The following is a 17,927-nucleotide window of genomic DNA, read 5'->3' as shown; positions in this document are numbered from 1 at the left end:
TGGCGCGGGAGGACCGCTGATGCGTGGGGATCATCTTCACTTTGGCTCCGACCGTGCGCGTCAGAACGTCTTCGGGCGCAGGGGCGATGCGCCGCCGGTGGCCCGGCCAGCTGACCAGCCTGTATTCGGCAAGCGCGGCGACACGCCAGCGGATCAGGTGTCCCTTCAAAGGGAGCGCCTGCGTGGATTCGCCTCCGAACTGCAGCTGGTCTTTGGCGATGCGGACATCCCCATCGCGCCGTTGCCGTTTGTCCTTGAGGACGATGGCGATCCGACAATCGTCTTCGCGCCCTCGGCCTTGCTCTATCTTGATCATGGCACCGGCGCGTTCGTGTTCGTCGACGAGTCCGGCGAGAGCAGCAGCACGCTGATTTCAGCGGACACCGACCGGATCATGGGGGCAGTGCTCTCCTATCTGGCGAAGACCCGAGATGCCGCTGAGCCCAGTTTTCACCTGTCGATCGTCAGCAGATGTGTAGGGCATAGCATCGCGGAAATTGAGCGCGGGCTGATCCTTGCAACGCTTCGACATTGCCATGGCAATCGAACCTTTGCCGCGCGCCAGCTTGGCATCTCGCTGAGGACGCTGCGCACCAAACTTCGCTCCTACTGGTCGCATTTTCCATCTCCGACGGCAGCGAACCCTGGATCAGCAGCTGCGGAAATTCGCGAACCCGAGAAATGCCGGGCCTCAACCGATCGCCAGCAGAAAATCCCCTTCCCCTCGGGCGCGGCGTTTCCGACCGCAGTCAGCCGACTGAACCGGGAGGACTAACGACATCGAGAACTGAGTTTGAGTTCGCCGCCATCGGGCGCGCGGAGTTTTGTCACTGGCCAGCGGCCGAATGGAGATCATGAATGAAAAATAGCCTTAAAAATCATTTGCTTACATCTGCATGCGCGAGCGTCTTAGCGCTCTCGTGTTCCGCGAGTTCAGCGTTCGCCGACGCAGCTGTGTTGGACGCGAACGCGACTGTCATCTCGCAAAGCGATGCCGTCATCTCTCAATCCAAGGACAACATCCCGGCTGTCTCCGCGAGCAATCTGGGTCGAGCGAACCTGACGAATGCGACGATTACAACCACAGGAATGAGATCAGTCGGAGCGTCTGCAGCATCTGGCGGCATCATCAAGTTGAGCGGCGGGTCGATCTCCAGCAACAACACAACTGGCCAATTTATCCAGAACGGCGACGGCACGCGCTCCTATGCGCTGTTGGCCGCCGACGCCACCTCGTTCATCGACGCCAGCGATGTGACGATCGTGACCCTTGGGCAGCGCGCATACGGCGCTTACGCGACCAGTGGCTCGCAAATTGACATCAAGAACAGCACAGTCCGGACAGAAGGCTTCATGGCCTACGGCGTTTATGCCTCCGGGCCTAACTCAACCCTGAACGCCACGAACGTTGACATTACTACGATCGGGCATGTTGGCGACGCGGTCTGGGCCTACAACGGTGGCACCGTCAACTTTGATGGCGGAAAGATATCCGTAAGCGGAGACCCGAATCCCGCGGCTCCCTACGACCCATCAGGTATCATGACGACCGTCGGGAATGGCACGATCAACGCAAAACGCATCTCTGCAGTCACGCTTGGGGTGAACAGCGTCGCCCTGCGCGCAGGCGGCTCGGTCGGTCCAGTCAACTCCGCAGGCACCATAACGCTTGAGGACAGCGATATCCGGGTAGAGGGCGCAGGCTCAAGTTTGGGCGCGGTCGTCTTCGGCAGTCTCTTGACGGCGAATGGGTCAACTTTGACGGCAACAAACGGTGCCGGGTTCTATCTGCAAGACAATGCCACCTTGCGCCTCACCGACACCTCCGTCTCCACAACACAGGAGACGTTCAAAGCCAAATTCACGTCAGACGAGCAGCAGCAGGACATCGTTATCGGGGACGGATCCACGGTCAATCAAAACAATGGCACACTTTTGCTTGTTCAGCGCTCCCAAGACGCAGCTGACGGAGTGGTCAACCTCAGCCTCGGCACCGGCGCTGTCGCGGTTGGCGATATTGTCGACGTTGATGACAGGATCGGTGGCGGCCATACCGATGTCGAAATCGGGCAGAACGCCTCCTATACGGGCCGAATGAATGGGATCCGCAATCTCACCGGTCTTGCAGGCTCAACAATAAACTCTCAGGGGCTGGCTTCGATCAGCGGCTCAGTCGAAGGAACCGGGGCGACATTTGCCTTCAGCGAAACCGGCGCTTCGATCGGTGGAGATGTGCGACTGGCCTCTGGATCCGTCACCACGGGCGGGTCGCAGGCCAATCATATCAACGTGGCCGGCAATGTAGAAATTGACGCGACCTCCACGCTCGGTGGCAATTGGACGATTGGGGGCAACCTGCTGAATGCGGGAACCATAGCGCCCGGCAACTCCATTGGAACCATCTCCGTCGCCGGCAACTACAACCAGGGTTACGCGGTCAACTTCAATCCCCCCTCGATACCGGGCATCTCTTCCTTCAGTCTGATCGAGGGGCCCGGGGCCACCTATGTTGCCGAACTCCTGCCGGGCAGCTCGACTTCCGATCTCATCAACGTGACCGGCACGGCCACAATCGACAACGGCTCCATCCTGAACGTCTCCAGATATGGCAACGGTCCTTATGCTCTGGACGCGCACTACACCGTGTTGACCGCAGCCGGTGGCGTGACCGGCACCTACATCCTGACCGGAGACACGAAAGTGTCCGCCTTCTATACGCTGGAAGCGGCCTATGACGACAACAACGTCTACGTGAACAGCGTCCAGACCAGCACCTTTGCAGACAAGGCGCTGACAACCAATCAGCTGGCCGTCGCCGGTGGACTGGATGCCCTCGGTGCGTCGAACGCCCTGCGGACCGCCGTTCTTTCGGTGCAGACCGATGGAGAAGCCCGGTCAGCTTACGATCAGCTGTCGGGTGAGGTCTATTCCTCCGCAAAGACCGCATTGATCGACGACAGCCGTTTCGTGCGTCAGGCCACAGCCAATCAGGTGCGCTCCGCTGTCGGCGCGAAGACACCCTCTGTCTGGGCGCAGGGCTACGGCTCGTGGGGAAGTTTCAAGGGCGACGGCAATGCCTCCGGCTTTGATCGCAATGCCGGCGGCTTCTTCATCGGCGCAGACGGCGAAGTGCTCGACACGTTCCGTCTTGGTGTCGTTGGCGGGTACGGACATTCGGCAATACAGGCTGGTGCCGGCCGCGGTTCGGTGTCCGTCGACACCTACAGCCTCGGTGTCTACGGCGGTGGCGAATGGAACAAGCTGACCGTCAACCTGGGCCTTAACGAAGCGTGGCATCAGCTTTCTTCGAGCCGCTCCTTCTCCTTCTCCGGTTTCACCGACAGCCTCTCGGCCGATTATCATGCGCGTACAACCCAGGCCTATGGTGATGTCGGCTATCGCATGGATCTCGGGTCCGTTTCATTCGAACCCTTTGCGGGTCTCGCCTATGTCAACCTGAATACCGATGGCTTTACCGAGAAGGGTGGCTTCGCGGCTCTGACAAGCAGAGGCAACTCTGTCGACGCCACATTCACCACCATTGGTCTGCGAGCTGAAAGCCGCTTCGATCTTGAGGGCGTCTCGGTGACGGCAAGCGGCATGGCGGCATGGCGGCATAGCCTCAATCAGGTCACCCCGACCAGCATCAACGCCATCGCCGGTGGGGCCGCATTTAGCGCCGCGGGTGCACCGCTTGCACGCGACGTTGCGGTGTTCGAAGCGGGGCTTTCCGCAGCCATCAGCCAGAACGCGACGATTGGCGTCAGCTACAGCGGCCAGTTCGGCAACGGCGTCAGGGATCAGGGGATCAAGGGCAGGTTGAGCCTGAAATTCTGACAAAGTCAGGCCCCTCCTCCGGCTTCCAAAGGCCGGAGGAGGACCAGCAGAAGCACGCCTAACGGATGTTGCTCGTCTGCCGGGTCACCAGGTCCGCAAGGTCACCGCCATCATCGATGGCCGGCCTCTCCACCATCATCACAAACGTCTCCTGCCGCTTCGGTTCGACCACGGATCGGAAGGCCGGGGAGAGCTTTAGCCTGAAATTCTGCTTCATGACGACAGCCACCAACCGGAAGCCTCGCGTCCCTCCATCTTCGATGGCTGCGACCCGGGCTCGCCGGCCTCCTCGTTCTCTCGGGACGATCGATCACGATCCGGCGTCTTCGACCGAAGCGCGCCTGCTCGGCATCGCGAGCTCATTTGCCAGTGTCCGCAGCTTGGCTCCGGAGATCCGTCAACAGCGCGGCGTGCCGCAGGGGAGGTGAAGCGCGGGGGACCGCCTATCCAGCTTTAACGTCCGCACGAAGCCTTCGGCGGACACCAAACACAGTTCCTTAGGGGGATAATCATGACCATCATCACGCGACCGACGTCCAAACTCTCAAGATCGTCGATGCTGCTTCCACTCCTGCTCGCATCGACCACCGCGCTCACCACACCGGCCTTTGCCGGCGATTTCTGGGACGGCAGCTCGGGCACCAAGAACAATGGCCAGGTCGAAGGTGGCTCAGGCACATGGACGGTGGCCAACAGCGGGCAGCAGGGCGCCAACTGGACTAACGCGGACGGCACAAACAACGCTTCCTTTACCAACGGCACTACTGCCGTGTTCAAGGGCGCGTCTGGCACCGTGACCGTCGACAATACCGCTGGCCAGGTACAGGTCTCGGGCCTCCAGTTCGCGAGTGACGGTTATGCTATCACGGGGGGCGCAATAGAGCTGCTAAGCGGTAAGAATAGCATCAGTGTCGACGACGGCGTGAACGGTGCGGCGACGGCTGCTACCATCGGCAGCAACCTGACCGGCCAGGGCGGCATCGACAAGACCGGCCTCGGCACGCTCATCCTGACCGGGACCAATACAAACCTCGGTGACACAACGATCTCGGCCGGCACGCTGCAGGTGTCGGGTTCCCTCGGATCGAAAGACAGTGGACTGACGGCTGCAGGCGGCGACCTGAAAGTGGTCGCTGGCGGCTCAGTCACTCTCGGCAATGGCGTGATCGGCAATGCCGATGGCGCCAGCACGGCCACAGTTTCCGGTTCAAATGCGGAATTGAACAGCGGGAGCGAACTGACGATCGGTCGAGCCGGCACGGGTTCTCTCACTGTTGAGAGCGGCGGACATTTCGTCGCTAAAAGGCTTGCCCTCAGCACCGGGTCCTGGGAGCCGGGCACGGGCGGCTCAGGCACACTGGTCGTCACAGGCCCCGGGACACTCTGGGAGAACACCGGCGGCGTCGACATCGCACGTACGGCAGGCTCCACGGGATCGCTGACGGTTTCGGGCGGCGCAACCGCCCACATCGTCAACACGGGTGTCTATACCGATCAAGGAGCCCAGATCACCTTCACAGGAGCCGGCACGACGGTCGAGATCGGCAATCCCGCAGATCCGAACAGCCCTACAGATCCGGCGTGGCTGAGCCTCGGCGGCGGCACGGTAACGATTTCCGACAGCGCCAGCGTCTATACCAGCGGCACCTATGTCGGCGCTAGCGGCAGCGCGCTCTCGACGGTGACGGTGGACGGCGCAGGCTCGAGCCTTGCAGCAGAGGTGCGTATCTATGTCGGCGGCCAGAATGGCAGCCGGGACGTCGACCCGATCAATGGCAGCGGCAGCCTCACCATCTCCGGCGGCGCCACGGCATGGGGCGGTTCGGTCGGGGTCGGCATGGACCCCCATTCACAGGGCACCGTGCTTGTCACCGGAACGGGTTCAGAGCTCTGGGCCAAGGCGAACACCGCCCTCAGTGTGCCAACGGTGGGCAATTTCTACGTCGGTTTCAACGGCACGGCGCAGGTCGTGGCGTCTGCCGGAGGCAGGGTGAAAGCCGACAACGAGGTTCGTATCGGCTACGCCGAGATGGGAGACGGCGAACTGGCCATCGGAGCGGCAAGCACGCAAGCGGCCGCTGCGGCCGGTGTCATCGACACGCCGGCGATCGTGTTCGGAGACGGCACCGGCAAGCTGGTGTTCAATCACACCGACGCCGCATACACGCTCTCGTCCAACATCAGCGGTGCCGGTGGCATCGTCCAGATGGGCAGCGGCACGACCATCCTGACGGGAGACTCGTCCAACTTCACCGGCGGGACGACGGTCGCCGCAGGCGGCCTCAAGGTGAATGGCTCGCTCTCCGGCTCGGTGGTCACCGTTCAGTCGGGCGGGACACTCTCCGGCACGGGCACCGTCGGTGGCGTGGTGGCACAGGCCGGTGCGATCCTCGCCCCTGGCAACAGCCCTGGAACGCTCGCTGTCGCGGGCAACTTCCATCAGGCCGCTGGCTCCATCTACATGGCGGAGGTGGTCCCCGGCAGCACGATCTCGGACCTCATCGTGGTCAATGGCCAGGCCACGCTCGCGAAGGGTGCCGTCATCTCCATCTCCAAATATGGCAGCGGCAGCTTCACGCTCGACAGTCGCTATACGCTGATTACGGCAACAGGCGAGGTGATGGGCACCTACACCGTTGTCGGAGACACCGCCGTCTCGACTTTCTATTCTCTCGGAGCCAGCTACGACCCCAACCGCGCCTATCTGGAAGCCCAGCAGACCCGCTCCTTTGCCAACGCCGCGATCACTCCGGACCAGATCGCCGTTGCCGGCGGTCTGCAGAGCCTGCCGTCTGACAACGGTCTCCGGCGCGCCATCGGCTATCTCCAGACCGATGCCGAGGCTCAGGCCGCCTTCAACGGTCTGTCCGGGGAGATCCACTCCTCCATCAAGGGTGCCATGGTCGAGGACAGCCGCTTTGTTCGCAACGCAGCGAACGACCGTCTTCGGGCTTCCTTCAACGCTGTCGGCGCACCAGCGGTGCCCACGGCAACCTATGGCGTGGACGGGGCAACCTTCTGGTCGAACGGCTACGGCGCCTGGAGCAATGTCGACAGCAACGGGAATGCAGCGGGCATGTCGCATCATGGCGGTGGATTCGTCGCGGGCGCGGATGCGGCCGTGTTCGACACGACACGCCTCGGTCTGCTGGCCGGGTATGCCCGTTCCACCTACAGCGTCATCGATCGCGGCTCCTCCGCAACCTCGGACAACTACACGGTCGGGGCCTATAGCGGGTCCCAATTCGGCAATCTCGGGCTGCGCCTAGGCTCCGCCTACACATGGAGCAATGTCGATACCAGCCGTGGCGTTGGCTTTGCCGGCTTCTCGGATGCCCTGTCCGGGCACTACAATGCCGGCATCTTCCAGGCCTTCGGAGAAGTCGGCTACCGCATCGACGTCGGTTCGGTATCCTTCGAGCCCTTCACCGGCCTTGCACATGTCAGTGTCCAGACAGACGCCTTCTCCGAGCGTGGCGGCCTGGCCGCACTGACGGCAACCCGCGGCAATACGGACGTCACCTTCACGACGCTCGGCCTCCGCGGCTCGACCGATCTCGCGATCGGGGAGCAGATGGTTTCCGCTACAGGCACTGTCGCATGGCGCCATGCCGTCGGGAATACGACGCCGACAACCAGTTTCAACTTCGCCGGTTCCAATCCGTTCGGCATTGCCGGTACGCCTGGCGCAAAGGATTCGGCCCTCGTTGATCTTGGTCTTTCCACCAAACTCAACTCCGCACTCTCCCTCGGCGTCTCCTATACCGGCCAGTTCGGTGATGGAACGCGGAGCCAGGGGGTACGGGCAAACTTCAACGTGAAGTTCTGACCATGGCGACGTCTGCTACCACAGCACCCGACATGCAGAGCAACCTGCCGCTCTTCTACAGCAGGCCGGTCGTGCTGCGCTTTGAAGAACACCGCAAGAAGGCACTCAAACCCGCCGTGGGGTTCGGCTTCTCGGCGACTGCCAACGCCGTGCCGCTGTTGACCGCGGAATTTGCCCACGCGGCACGACACTACCCCATCGTCTTCAACGACACCGCACATGTAAATGCTCTCGCGGTGCTCGGACTGAAGGAGGGACAGAACCTGTTTACCGCCACCGACGGGTTCTGGAGGGCCGGGACTTATGTCCCGGCCTACCTTCGACGCTACCCCTTCATCGCAACCCATGTTGCGGATGAGGGTGCACAGCTTCTGGCAATCGATTCCGCCTCTGATCGCTTTATCGATCTCGGTGCGAGCGATGACGCGGAGCCACTGTTCGATGATCAGGGCGGTCCCTCGCCCATGACGGCCAAGGCCATGGCCTTCTGCCATGCCTTCCATCGGGATCATCTGTGCGATCAGGGGTTCGGGGCCGCATTGCAGGACCAGGGCCTGCTCGTAGAGCATCACGCCGAAATGCAGTTTTCCGACAATAGTCGCTACATGCTGAACGGTTTCCGCATCGTCGATGCGGAAAAGTTCCGTGCCATCTCCGATCGCGATCTCCTCCTTAACTGGCACCAACGCGGCTGGCTGGCCGCCATCAACCTTCACCTCGCCTCCATGCACAATTGGGAGGCGCTGCTTTTCCTCAACGCCGAAATCAACAAGACAGTCGAACAGGGAGCGGCATGAATCTCATGGCAAAAATTGCAATCGGAACTTTAGCCACCGCCCTCATCGGTGCGGCTGCCGTTGTCTTCATGTTCAACGTCCTGCAATGTGAAGCGAACACGAAACAACCCGGAGAAACCAGCCAGACGCCACCCAAACCGTCGGCGTCTGCATCGACCTCCATGTTTCAAATCGCCGAGGCGAGTGCCCAGACCGGCAGCCGGCAGTCTGCCGCACTCCCCGGCGGCGCATCCTCGCTTCAGGAAAACTATCAGGATTGGGTCGTCCTTTGTACGCAACAGGCTGGCGCCGAGGGGCAACCTCCCATCAAGCGCTGCGCTATGAACCAGCAGCAAGTGAGCCAGCAAAGCGGACAGCGTGTACTTTCTCTGGAGTTGAGGCAGGTCGGCAGCGGTTTCGAAGGGGCGCTGTACCTGCCGTTCGGGCTGTCCCTCGACAAAGGCGTGACTTTGCAAATCGATGGAGGGCAGATCTCTCAACCTAACCGCTTCCGCACCTGCCTGCCGGCCGGTTGCCTGGTGCCCTTGACCTTTGATGCAGCCTATATGACGGCTCTAGAGAAAGCCTCGGCGCTCAAGATCAAGGCCATTGCCGATGGCGGCGCAGAGACGCCGTTCTCGATATCCATGAAGGGCTTCGGGGCCGCGTCGGCACGGCTAGGAGCTCTGGCGAAATAGAGCCGCGATCAAAGGCTTTTGACGTCGATAGCGGCCCGTGGACTTCATGGCCTTCGACCATCGGGGCCAGCAGAGGGGATCAGTTGTCCGTTTCCCGAGGTCAAACCCGCAGGATTTGCCTCCGATCCCGGGTCAGCTTTCGGCGAACGCCCCTGCTGAAATTGCTTCGATGTCGTCTCTGGCGGAAGAGTGAAACTCCTCCGCCAGATTGGTTTTCAGATCTTCCGCAAGCTCAGAACGGATAATGCTGCTGCGAATCCTCGATGGTGATCCAGCGCAGATCGGTGAACTCGGCAATGGCCGCCTTGCCGCCAAAACGGCCATAGCCGGACGCCTTGACGCCGCCGAAGGGCATCTGAGGCTCGTCGTTGAGCGTCGGGCCGTTGATGTGGCAAATGCCGCTCTCGATGCGGTCGGCAACCCGCATGGCGCGCTGGACGTCACGGCTGAAGACGGCCGCCGAGAGACCGTATTCCGTGTCGTTGGCCACGCGGATCGCCTCTTCCTCACCCTTGACGCGGATGACCGGCTTGACCGGGCCGAAGGACTCTTCCTCATAGATGGTCATGCCGGGCTTCACATGGTCGACCACGGTCGCTTCGACGATAGACCCGTTGCGCTTGCCGCCGGTCACGATCGTCGCGCCCTTGGCGATCGCGTCCGCCATGATCCGGTCCATCTTTTCCGCTGCCTGCGGGGTCACGAGCGCGCCGAGCACCACATGTTCGCGCGGATTGCCCGCCGGAAGCGCGGCCGCGCGGGCCGAGAGCTTGGCGACGAATTCGTCGGCGATCGTCTCGTCGACGATGATGCGCTCGGTCGACATGCAGATCTGGCCCTGGTTCATAAAGGCACCGAAGATGGCGGCATTGACCGCGCCGTCGATATCCGCGTCATCGAGGACGATGAGCGGCGCCTTGCCACCGAGTTCCAGCAGCGCCGGCTTCAGGTTCTCGCCCGCGAGGCGACCGATGATGCGACCGACGCGCGACGAGCCGGTAAAGTTCACATGCTTCACGGCTGGGTTGGCAATCAGCGCCTCAACGATGGCAGCAGCATCTTCCGGCGCGTTGGTGACGACGTTGACGACTCCCTTCGGCAGACCCGCCTCGTTGAAGCACTCGCCGATGAGGCGGTGCACAGCCGGGCAAAGCTCGGACGCCTTGAGAACCACGGTGTTGCCGCAGGCAACCGCCATGGCAACAGCGCGTGTACCCAGGATTACCGGCGCGTTCCACGGCGCGATGCCGAGGCAGACGCCCTTGGGCTTGTAGACACCCATGGCCAGCGTGTTCGGCTTGTTGGACGGAATGATCTCTCCGCCGATCTGGGTTGTCATGGCAGCGGCCTCGCGGATGATGCCGGCGGCCAGCATGACGTTGAAGCCAGCCCATCCGCCGGTTGCGCCCGTCTCGGCGATCATGGCGGCGATAAAATCACCCACCTTGGCGTCCATGATGTCGGCCGCCTTGTTCAGGAGCGCCCGACGCTCGCCGGGGCCGGTCTTCGACCAGCTTTCGAACGCGGCGGCGGCAGAGGCAACGGCAGCGTTGGCATCCTCGATGCCTGCGGCGGCCGACGTCGAGGCGACGGCACCGGTCACCGGATCATACCGTTCAAAGGTCCGCCCGCTGGCCGCGGCCTTCGCCTCGCCATCGATGAGAAGATTGATGTTCATTGGGGGTCTCCGTTTACTGGTTGTCAGAAGCCGAGAACTTCGGCGTTGATGGATGCTTCAAGTCCGCCGTCGCAGGGAATGTTGGCGCCGTTGATCCAGCGCGCCGCATCCGAGCAGAGGAAGAGGACAGGCGGGGCGATGTCTTCGGCCGTACCGGCGCGGCCGACACGATCGATGTCGCTGTCGACGCGGGGATTGCCGAGCACTTCGCGGAACTGGGTGAGGATCGGCGTTTCGACCGGGCCCGGGCTGACGGCGTTCACGCGGATGCCGCGATCCTTGAAGACAGGCTCGTGGGCGGCCTGCATGTTCCAGAGCAGCAGCAGTTCCTTCGACAGCGGATAGCCGAATTCGTTGTGCAGCCCCTCGGCGCGCAGAACCGCGTCGACGTCGGGGAAGCCTTTCACCGCGACCAGCTTTTTCGCCCGATCGAGATTTGCCCGCCAGCCGTAACCGGCGATGGAGGCCACGTTCACGATCGAGCCGCCTTCGCGGATCTTGCCGGCCACGGCATAGGAAAGCTCGCGCAGGCCATAGAAGTTGATCGCCAGGGTCGGCACGATCCCAGCCTTGCCCGAGATGCCGGCGACGTTGCAGAGCGCGTCGACCCCGCGCGGCAGCGCGGCGGCAATCGCCTCAACTCCCGCCGCCGAGCCGATGTCGCCCTCGATGAAATGGCCGACGGTGACATCGGGCTTTCTCACATCGATGCCGATGACGTCCGCACCGAGTTGTGCGGCGAGTTGCGCCGTGCGCTTGCCGATCCCCGAGGCGACGCCGGTGATGACGATCTTCTTGCCGAAAAGCATGTTTCAATCCTCCTTGATTTTCTTGTGTTGGACGCCTGCGCGATCACTCGCGCACGACATAGCCGACCGGCAGCAGCCGAAGCCCCGTGCGGTCCGCGAAATAGCCCCATAGCCCCTTGGGCAGGACGAGGGAGAAGATGAGAGCAACGGCACCGAGCCCGACGAGGTACCAGACGCCGGCTGCGGCAAACCATGTCTCGATGAGGAAGAACAGGATGGCACCGAGGATCGCCCCCTCGAACTTTCCGATCCCGCCGACGAGCACCATGAAGATCATGTAGGCCGTCCACTGCACCGAGAAATAGGTCTTCGGCTGAAAGGACGTGGCGGAAGCCAGCCACAGCGCGCCCGCCGCCGCAATGCCGCCGGCCGCGATGACGAAGATCAGCCGCTTGGTGCGGATGGCGTCGACCCCGAGCGATGCCGCCGCCTCCTCGCTGTCGCGGATCGCCTGGATGGCAGCACCGGTGCGGCTGCGCAGCAGGAAGAAGAGCGCCGAGAGAAGCCCGGCCATCGTGGCCAATGCCAGCCAGTAAATCAGGTTGCGGCGCAGGCCGATGTCATAGGCGTTCAGCGAAATCAGCGATGTGCCGGTTTCCCCCTGGATCAGGGTGTCGAGATTGACCAGCAGATGCGCGAGTTCGGCCAGAACCCACATGCCGATGGCGAACTCGCCACCCTTCAGCTTGAGCATGAAGCGGCCGACCGGATAGGCAATCACGGTCGTCACGACGGCGCCCAGCGCCATGGCAATGAACGGATCCACGCCGAGATCGGCGATGCGGATGGTGAAATAGGCGCCGAGCCCGAAGAAGAGCTGCTGGCCGATGGAGACAAGGCCGCCATAGCCGGCCAGCGCATTCCACATGGCGGCCAGCACGACATAGATGAAGAGCGCGGTGAGCCGATCCACCGCCCCTGCCCCCAGCACCACCGGCGCGATGGCGAGCACCACGATGGCGGCGACGCAGAGGCTGACGGCAACGATGGAGGCCGTGGCCCAGCGTTCGATGCGGATGGACGTGAGATTGGTCGTGGTCATTTCGCGAGCCCCGCAATGCGTCTCAGCCGATAGGTGAAGTCGCCCGGAAGGAAGAAGAAACGGGCAAAGAGGACGAAGATGAAGGCCAGGTGCCCGCCGATCAGGAAGCCCTGCGGATGGATGGCCGCTCCCGCCGTCTGTGCCAGCGCCAGTACGATGCCGCCGATGAGCGTGCCCCAGAGCGAACCCGCGCCGCCGATGATCGTCGCTTCGAAGGCGAAGAGCAGCTGGGCGCCGCCGGCATAGGCGTCGAAGGTGGCGCGCATGCCGAGGGCCGCACTGGCAATGCCGATGGAACCGACGGCAATGGCCGAGGCGATCGCGCTCGCCTTGCGCGCGTCAATGCCGACGATGCCGGCCGTATCCGGATCTTCGGCCGTGGCCCGGATTGCCTTGCCTGTCCCGGTGCGGCTGAGGAAGAGCTGCAGCCCGCCGAGAAGGACGATCGCGGCCACCAGTGTCAGTACGCCGATCTTGCCGACAAAGATGTCGCCCGGCAGTTCAAAACTGTCCCAGGCGAGATCGCCAATATAGGGAGCAAGCGAGCGGGTGTCCGCGCCGAACTGCTCGAAGAGAAGATTGTCGAGCACGATGGAAAGGCCGAACGTGGTCAGGATCGGCAGAAGCTCGCCGCCTCGGGCGCTGCGCTCCAGCAGGAAGCGCTGCAGCGCCCAGCCGACCAGCGCCAGAAGCGGCACAAGGGCGAGAAGGCCGACGAAGGGCGATATCTCGTAATGTTCGCCGAGATACCAGAGGAAGTAGCCGCCGAGCACGAGCAGGCTGCCATGCGCCAGATTGATGACGCGCATCACCGACAGCATGAAGGAGAGCCCGCAGGCGATCAGCGCATAGTAGCCGCCGAGGACGATGGCTTGGGCGATCTGGTTCAGCATCAGTGCGCTCCCCCCAGGCTCTGGCCACGTTTGAGACCGAAATAGGCCTCGGTGATTTCGTCGCGGGTTGTCTCCGGCATCGGCCGGTCCAGCACGACCTGTCCCTCCAGCATGCAGACCGCTCGACCGGCCACGGCCATGGCGCGCTTCAGGTCCTGTTCGACGAGGACGACCGTGACCCCGGATTTGAGAAGTTCGGCGAGCGAGGCATAGACCTGATCGACCACCAGCGGCGAAAGCCCAAGCGAAATCTCGTCGAAGAAGACGACGTCCGGATTGGTCATCAGCGCGCGGCCGATCGCGGTCGCCTGCTGTTCACCACCCGACAGCGTGCCCGTTCTCGCATGCCGGCGTTTCACGAGGTTCGGGAAGATGGAGAAAATGCGTTCGACGGACCAGTCGCCGCCGCGCTTGACGAGACCGCCGAGCTCAAGGTTTTCCTCGACCGTCATGCGGGCAAAGAGCCGACGACCTTCCGGAACCAGAACCATCCCGGACTTCACGCGCTCATACGCGGACATCGCCGTCACGTCCTCTCCCTTGAACAGGATGCGACCGCCGGCCGGCCGGATCGCGCCGGCAAGCGTGCGCAGAAGCGTCGTCTTGCCCGCGCCGTTCGCGCCGATGATCGCCACGACCTCGCCTGCCCCAACCTTGAGGCTGACGGAGCGCACGGCCTTGAACTGTCCGTAGCGGACGTCGAGATTTTCGATAGACAGAAGCGTCATTCCGGCGATCCTCCGAGATAGGCCTTGACCACCTCAGGATGGCTCATCACCGCCTGCGGATCGCCATCGGCAATGATCCGCCCGGCGTCCATGCAGATGAGCCGGCGGGCAATCTTCAGAAGCACATGGACGATATGCTCGATCCAGATGATCGAGATGCCGCGGGCCGAGAGTTTCGCAATGGCCTCGACAAGCTCTTCCGCCTCGCTTTCGGTCAGCCCGCCGCCAATCTCGTCGAGCAGCAAAAGCTTCGGGTCGGCGGCGAGCGCCCGGGCCAGCTCCAGCCGCTTGCGGTCGAGCAGGCCGATCGTGTCGGCCTGCCGGTTGGCGATGGGAAGCATGCCGCAAAGGTCGAGCGCTTCCAGCGTCGCCTGATAGGCCGCCTCCGTGTTGCGGCGACCGTTATGGACGGCCGCGACATGGACGTTTTCGAAGACGGTCAGGCCCGAGAAGGGTCTGGGGATCTGGTGCGTGCGCACCAGCCCCATATGGCAGCGTTGCATGGCGGGTGTTGCGGTAATGTCCTTCCCGAAGAAGACGATGCGGCCTTCGCTTGCCGCATGCGCGCCGGACAGCACGCTGAGGAAGGTGGTCTTGCCGGCCCCGTTGGGACCGACAATGCCGACCGCTTCGCCCTGCCCCATCGTGAAATTGACACCGCTCAGCACCTGGAGCGCGCCGAAGCGTTTTGCAACGCCTTTCGCCTCCAGAAGCATGGGTCCCGTCGTCTCTGCCATCGCCCTGTCCCGCTCCTTAACCGTTATACGGCTGCAGCTTGGCTGCGATCGGCACGTTCTTGTCGGTCGCGTTTTCGGTGATCACGAAGTCGTACTTGAACTTCGTGTTCTGCGACTTCACCCACTGGCCGCCGATGATCGGACCCGGCGAGACGTTCGGGAACGGACCGCTGGTGAAATCCACCTTGCCGATCATCGTCTCGGTGTTGAGGCCAGCCAGCGACTTGGCGACGGAGGCCTTGTCCTTGGCGTCACTTGCCTTGTTCAGCGCCGCAAAGCCGGCATCGAAGAGCGACATGGTGGCGCCGAGCTGCTGCGTCCATTCCTTGCCGGTCTTGGCTTCGTAACCATCGGCGAGATCGGTGCCGCTCAGGCCCGTCAGGGGCGACTTGTAGGGGAAGGCCTTATGCCAGTAGCAGGCACCCGCGATCTTGTTGCCAAGCGCGCCGAGGGCTTCGACATCGGACGGGAAGAGACCGGTCTTGGCGACCTGGACGATCTTTACCTGCTTGTGCAGGCCCTGCTGCGCGGCCTGACGCCAGAAGGCGGCGAAGTCCGGCGGGATCGGGAAGGTGTTGAAGATCTCGACCTTCTCCTTCTTGAACAGCGCGATCTGCGAGGAATAGTCGGTCGTGCCGTCCTCATACGGGCCTGGATCGATGATGGTGAAGCCGGCTGCGGCAAGCTTCGGCGCCAGTGCCGCGCGGATCGCGTTGCCGTCGGCGTCGTTCGGATACATGACGCCGACCTTCTTGTTGGTCTCGATCAGCGACCACTGCGAGACGTAGGTCTTGTAGAACTCGTCGACGCCGAAGCCGAAGTGGTAGGTCCACTTGAAGGGCGAAGGCTGGCCGGGCTTGGCGCCGCGTCCGAAATACCAGGCCTCCCACGGCATGACCGTCGACAGGCAGGGAACGCCGGCGGCCTCGCAGGCGTCGGAGACCGGGTTGATGACTTCCGGCGTCGAGATGACCAGCATCATGTCGATGCCGTCATTGTTGATGAGATCCTTGGCGAGCTGACCGGCGCGCGACGGATCGGACTGCGTGTCGCGGTCGAGAATCTCCACCGCAAAGGCCTTGCCGCCGAGCGTCACGCCCTTGGCAAGCGTCTCGCGCACCTTTTCAAGCACATAGCCGTCGGTCTGGCCGAAGCCGGCAAGCGGGCCGGTGCGGGGGCTGATGAAGCCGACCTTGAGCTTGGTGGCATCGGCCGCCAGGCCGCGACCGCCGAGTGCCAGCGCCGCAGTGCCGGCAATGGATGCCGACACGAAGCCGCGCCGGCTGATGTTCAGGATGTTCGTCGTCATGGTTTCCTCCCAGTTTGATGACGCTTGGTGCAGATGGCCTGGCTCAGATCGGATAGGCGGATGGCCCCGTTTCGATTGAGATCCAGCGAAGTTCGGTAAATTCGTCCAGCGCGGAGACGCCGCCGAACCGGCCATAGCCGGAGGCCTTGACGCCCCCGAACGGCATTTGCGGCTCATCGGCGACGGTCGCGCCGTTGATGTGGCAGATGCCGCTCTCGATACGCTTGGCAAGTGACAATGCGCGCCCCACATCGCGGCTGAAAATGGCCGATGACAGGCCGTATTCGGAAGCGTTGGCGATGGTGACGGCCTCGTCGTCCGAGCCGGCACGCAGGAGGCCGACGATCGGGCCGAAGGATTCCTCCTCGTAAATCCGCATGGCGGGTGTCACCCGGTCCAGCACGGTCGCATCGAGGAAGTTGCCATGCATGTCGCCACCGCACATCACATCCGCCCCCTTCCCCACCGCGTCGCTGATCAGAGCCCGGATGCGGGCCGCCGCGAACTCGTTGATGACAGGACCCAGTCGAAACTGCTGGCTGCGCGTATCACCAGCAATGATCTGGCGCGCATGCCTGACGAATTTATCGACAAAGCTGTCCGCGATGGCCTCATGAAGGATGATCCGCTCGGTCGACATGCAGATTTGGCCCTGGTTCATGAAGGCACCGAACGCGGCGGCCTTCACCGCCTCGTCGATATCGGCGTCGTCGAGCACGATCAGCGGCGCCTTGCCGCCGAGTTCCAGCAGGCAGCGCTTCAGATGCCGCGCCGCCTTTTCGGCGATCTGGCGGCCAACGCGTGTCGAACCTGTGAAGTTGATCCGACGGACGGCGGGATGCTCTATGAGGGCATGGACGATCCGCTCCGCTTCGGCCGGTGCGTTCAGGATAACGTTGAGGACACCGGCAGGGAGGCCCGCCCGGTGCAGGACCTCGCCGATCAGCCGATGGGTGCGCGGGCAAAGCTCCGAGGCCTTCAGGAGGACCGTATTGCCGCAGGCGAGCGGCATCGCGATCGCGCGGATACCGAGGATGAGCGGCGCGTTCCACGGCGCGATGCCGAGACAGACCCCTGCCGGCTGCCTGTAGGCCATGGAAAACGAACCCGGCTTCGAGGCCGGCACCACCTCGCCCGTCACTGCCGTCGTCATCGACGCGGCCTCGATCAGGATGTTCTGTGCGACCGCCACATTGAAATCGATCCATGCGCGGGTAGCGCCGATTTCCTCATACATGGCGTCCTGGAATTCCGGCTGCATCTCGAGGAGCATGTCCGCGGCCTTCATCAGAATGTCGCGGCGATAGGCGGGACTTGCCTGCGACCATGCCGGGAAGGCGGATGCGGCGACATTGGCCGCATGACGGGCGTCTGCAACGGTTGCGGCGGAGGCAACAGTGACAACGTTGTCTGAGATGGGGCTACGGCGCTCGAACACGGCGGAACCCGTCGCCTCGACGTCCTTGGCATTGATCAGCAGCTTCGCATCAAACATCGCCAGTCTCCCAGCCCGGAAGACGGTCGTACGCAAAGGCGTACAACGCATGTCCGCATGCCGCGCTTGTTGACGCGCGTTGCAGGCAGACCAACC

General features: G+C 63.0%; 14 protein-coding genes. 5 read left to right on the top strand and 9 right to left on the bottom strand.

Annotation, left to right across the window (positions count from 1 at the left end; all coding sequences use genetic code 11):
• Nucleotides 1-19: 19 nt before the first annotated feature.
• Both LQK84_RS25315 and LQK84_RS04955 read left to right on the top strand, forming a co-directional pair.
• Entirely contained in the window at nt 20-775 is a 756-nt protein-coding gene (locus tag LQK84_RS25315; RefSeq protein ID WP_442966885.1) for a helix-turn-helix domain-containing protein, read from the top strand.
• 83 nt (nt 776-858) lie between these two features.
• Nucleotides 859-3,837 (top strand): autotransporter outer membrane beta-barrel domain-containing protein, encoded by a 2,979-nt coding sequence (locus tag LQK84_RS04955; RefSeq protein WP_230827548.1) that lies wholly within the window; start codon nt 859-861, stop codon nt 3,835-3,837.
• A 58-nt stretch (nt 3,838-3,895) separates the two neighbouring features.
• On the opposite strand, the gene LQK84_RS04950 is transcribed toward LQK84_RS04955, so the two are convergent.
• Nucleotides 3,896-4,054, bottom strand: coding sequence for a hypothetical protein (locus tag LQK84_RS04950; protein WP_230827547.1), 159 nt, complete (start codon nt 4,052-4,054; stop codon nt 3,896-3,898).
• A gap of 294 nt (nt 4,055-4,348) precedes the next feature.
• Between LQK84_RS04950 and LQK84_RS04945 the strand changes: the two genes are divergently transcribed.
• Genes LQK84_RS04945 through LQK84_RS04935 form a run of 3 tightly spaced genes read left to right on the top strand, consistent with a single transcriptional unit; the run spans nt 4,349 to nt 9,140 of the window.
• Entirely contained in the window at nt 4,349-7,666 is a 3,318-nt protein-coding gene (locus LQK84_RS04945) for an autotransporter outer membrane beta-barrel domain-containing protein (RefSeq protein WP_230827545.1), read from the top strand.
• A gap of 2 nt (nt 7,667-7,668) precedes the next feature.
• Complete coding sequence (locus LQK84_RS04940; RefSeq protein ID WP_230827544.1) at nt 7,669-8,463, top strand: SapC family protein; 795 nt, start codon at nt 7,669-7,671, stop codon at nt 8,461-8,463.
• Entirely contained in the window at nt 8,460-9,140 is a 681-nt protein-coding gene (locus LQK84_RS04935) for an invasion associated locus B family protein (protein ID WP_230827543.1), read from the top strand. Before LQK84_RS04940 ends, LQK84_RS04935 begins: the two co-directional genes overlap by 4 nt.
• A 232-nt stretch (nt 9,141-9,372) precedes the next feature.
• Here LQK84_RS04935 and LQK84_RS04930 read toward each other — a convergent pair whose 3' ends face one another.
• From LQK84_RS04930 to LQK84_RS04895, 8 genes are read right to left on the bottom strand one after another with little or no spacing between them, the layout of a single operon-like run.
• Nucleotides 9,373-10,818, bottom strand: coding sequence for an aldehyde dehydrogenase (locus LQK84_RS04930; protein WP_230827542.1), 1,446 nt, complete (start codon nt 10,816-10,818; stop codon nt 9,373-9,375).
• A 23-nt stretch (nt 10,819-10,841) separates the two neighbouring features.
• Nucleotides 10,842-11,627, bottom strand: coding sequence for a coniferyl-alcohol dehydrogenase (locus LQK84_RS04925; protein WP_230827541.1), 786 nt, complete (start codon nt 11,625-11,627; stop codon nt 10,842-10,844).
• Between the two features lie 43 nt (nt 11,628-11,670).
• Nucleotides 11,671-12,669, bottom strand: coding sequence for a branched-chain amino acid ABC transporter permease (locus tag LQK84_RS04920; RefSeq protein WP_230827540.1), 999 nt, complete (start codon nt 12,667-12,669; stop codon nt 11,671-11,673).
• Nucleotides 12,666-13,562 (bottom strand): branched-chain amino acid ABC transporter permease, encoded by an 897-nt coding sequence (locus tag LQK84_RS04915; protein ID WP_230827539.1) that lies wholly within the window; start codon nt 13,560-13,562, stop codon nt 12,666-12,668. The genes LQK84_RS04920 and LQK84_RS04915 overlap by 4 nt, the downstream gene beginning before the upstream one ends.
• Nucleotides 13,562-14,290, bottom strand: coding sequence for an ABC transporter ATP-binding protein (locus LQK84_RS04910; protein ID WP_230827538.1), 729 nt, complete (start codon nt 14,288-14,290; stop codon nt 13,562-13,564). Before LQK84_RS04910 ends, LQK84_RS04915 begins: the two co-directional genes overlap by 1 nt.
• Nucleotides 14,287-15,027, bottom strand: a complete 741-nt coding sequence (locus LQK84_RS04905; protein ID WP_230827537.1) for an ABC transporter ATP-binding protein — start codon at nt 15,025-15,027, stop codon at nt 14,287-14,289. The genes LQK84_RS04910 and LQK84_RS04905 overlap by 4 nt, the downstream gene beginning before the upstream one ends.
• Nucleotides 15,028-15,043: 16 nt before the next feature.
• Nucleotides 15,044-16,336: an ABC transporter substrate-binding protein gene (locus LQK84_RS04900; protein WP_230827535.1), complete on the bottom strand. Its 1,293-nt coding sequence runs from the start codon at nt 16,334-16,336 to the stop codon at nt 15,044-15,046.
• A gap of 43 nt (nt 16,337-16,379) precedes the next feature.
• On the bottom strand, nt 16,380-17,831 hold the full coding sequence (locus LQK84_RS04895; RefSeq protein ID WP_230827533.1) for an aldehyde dehydrogenase: 1,452 nt from the start codon (nt 17,829-17,831) through the stop codon (nt 16,380-16,382).
• Nucleotides 17,832-17,927 lie beyond the last annotated feature (96 nt).

The organism is Rhizobium sp. C4 (genome assembly GCF_021026315.1).
Classification (GTDB): domain Bacteria; phylum Pseudomonadota; class Alphaproteobacteria; order Rhizobiales; family Rhizobiaceae; genus Ensifer_A.
The sequence above is the reverse complement of the archived record's forward strand: the minus strand, read 5'-3'. Positions and strand labels throughout refer to the sequence as shown.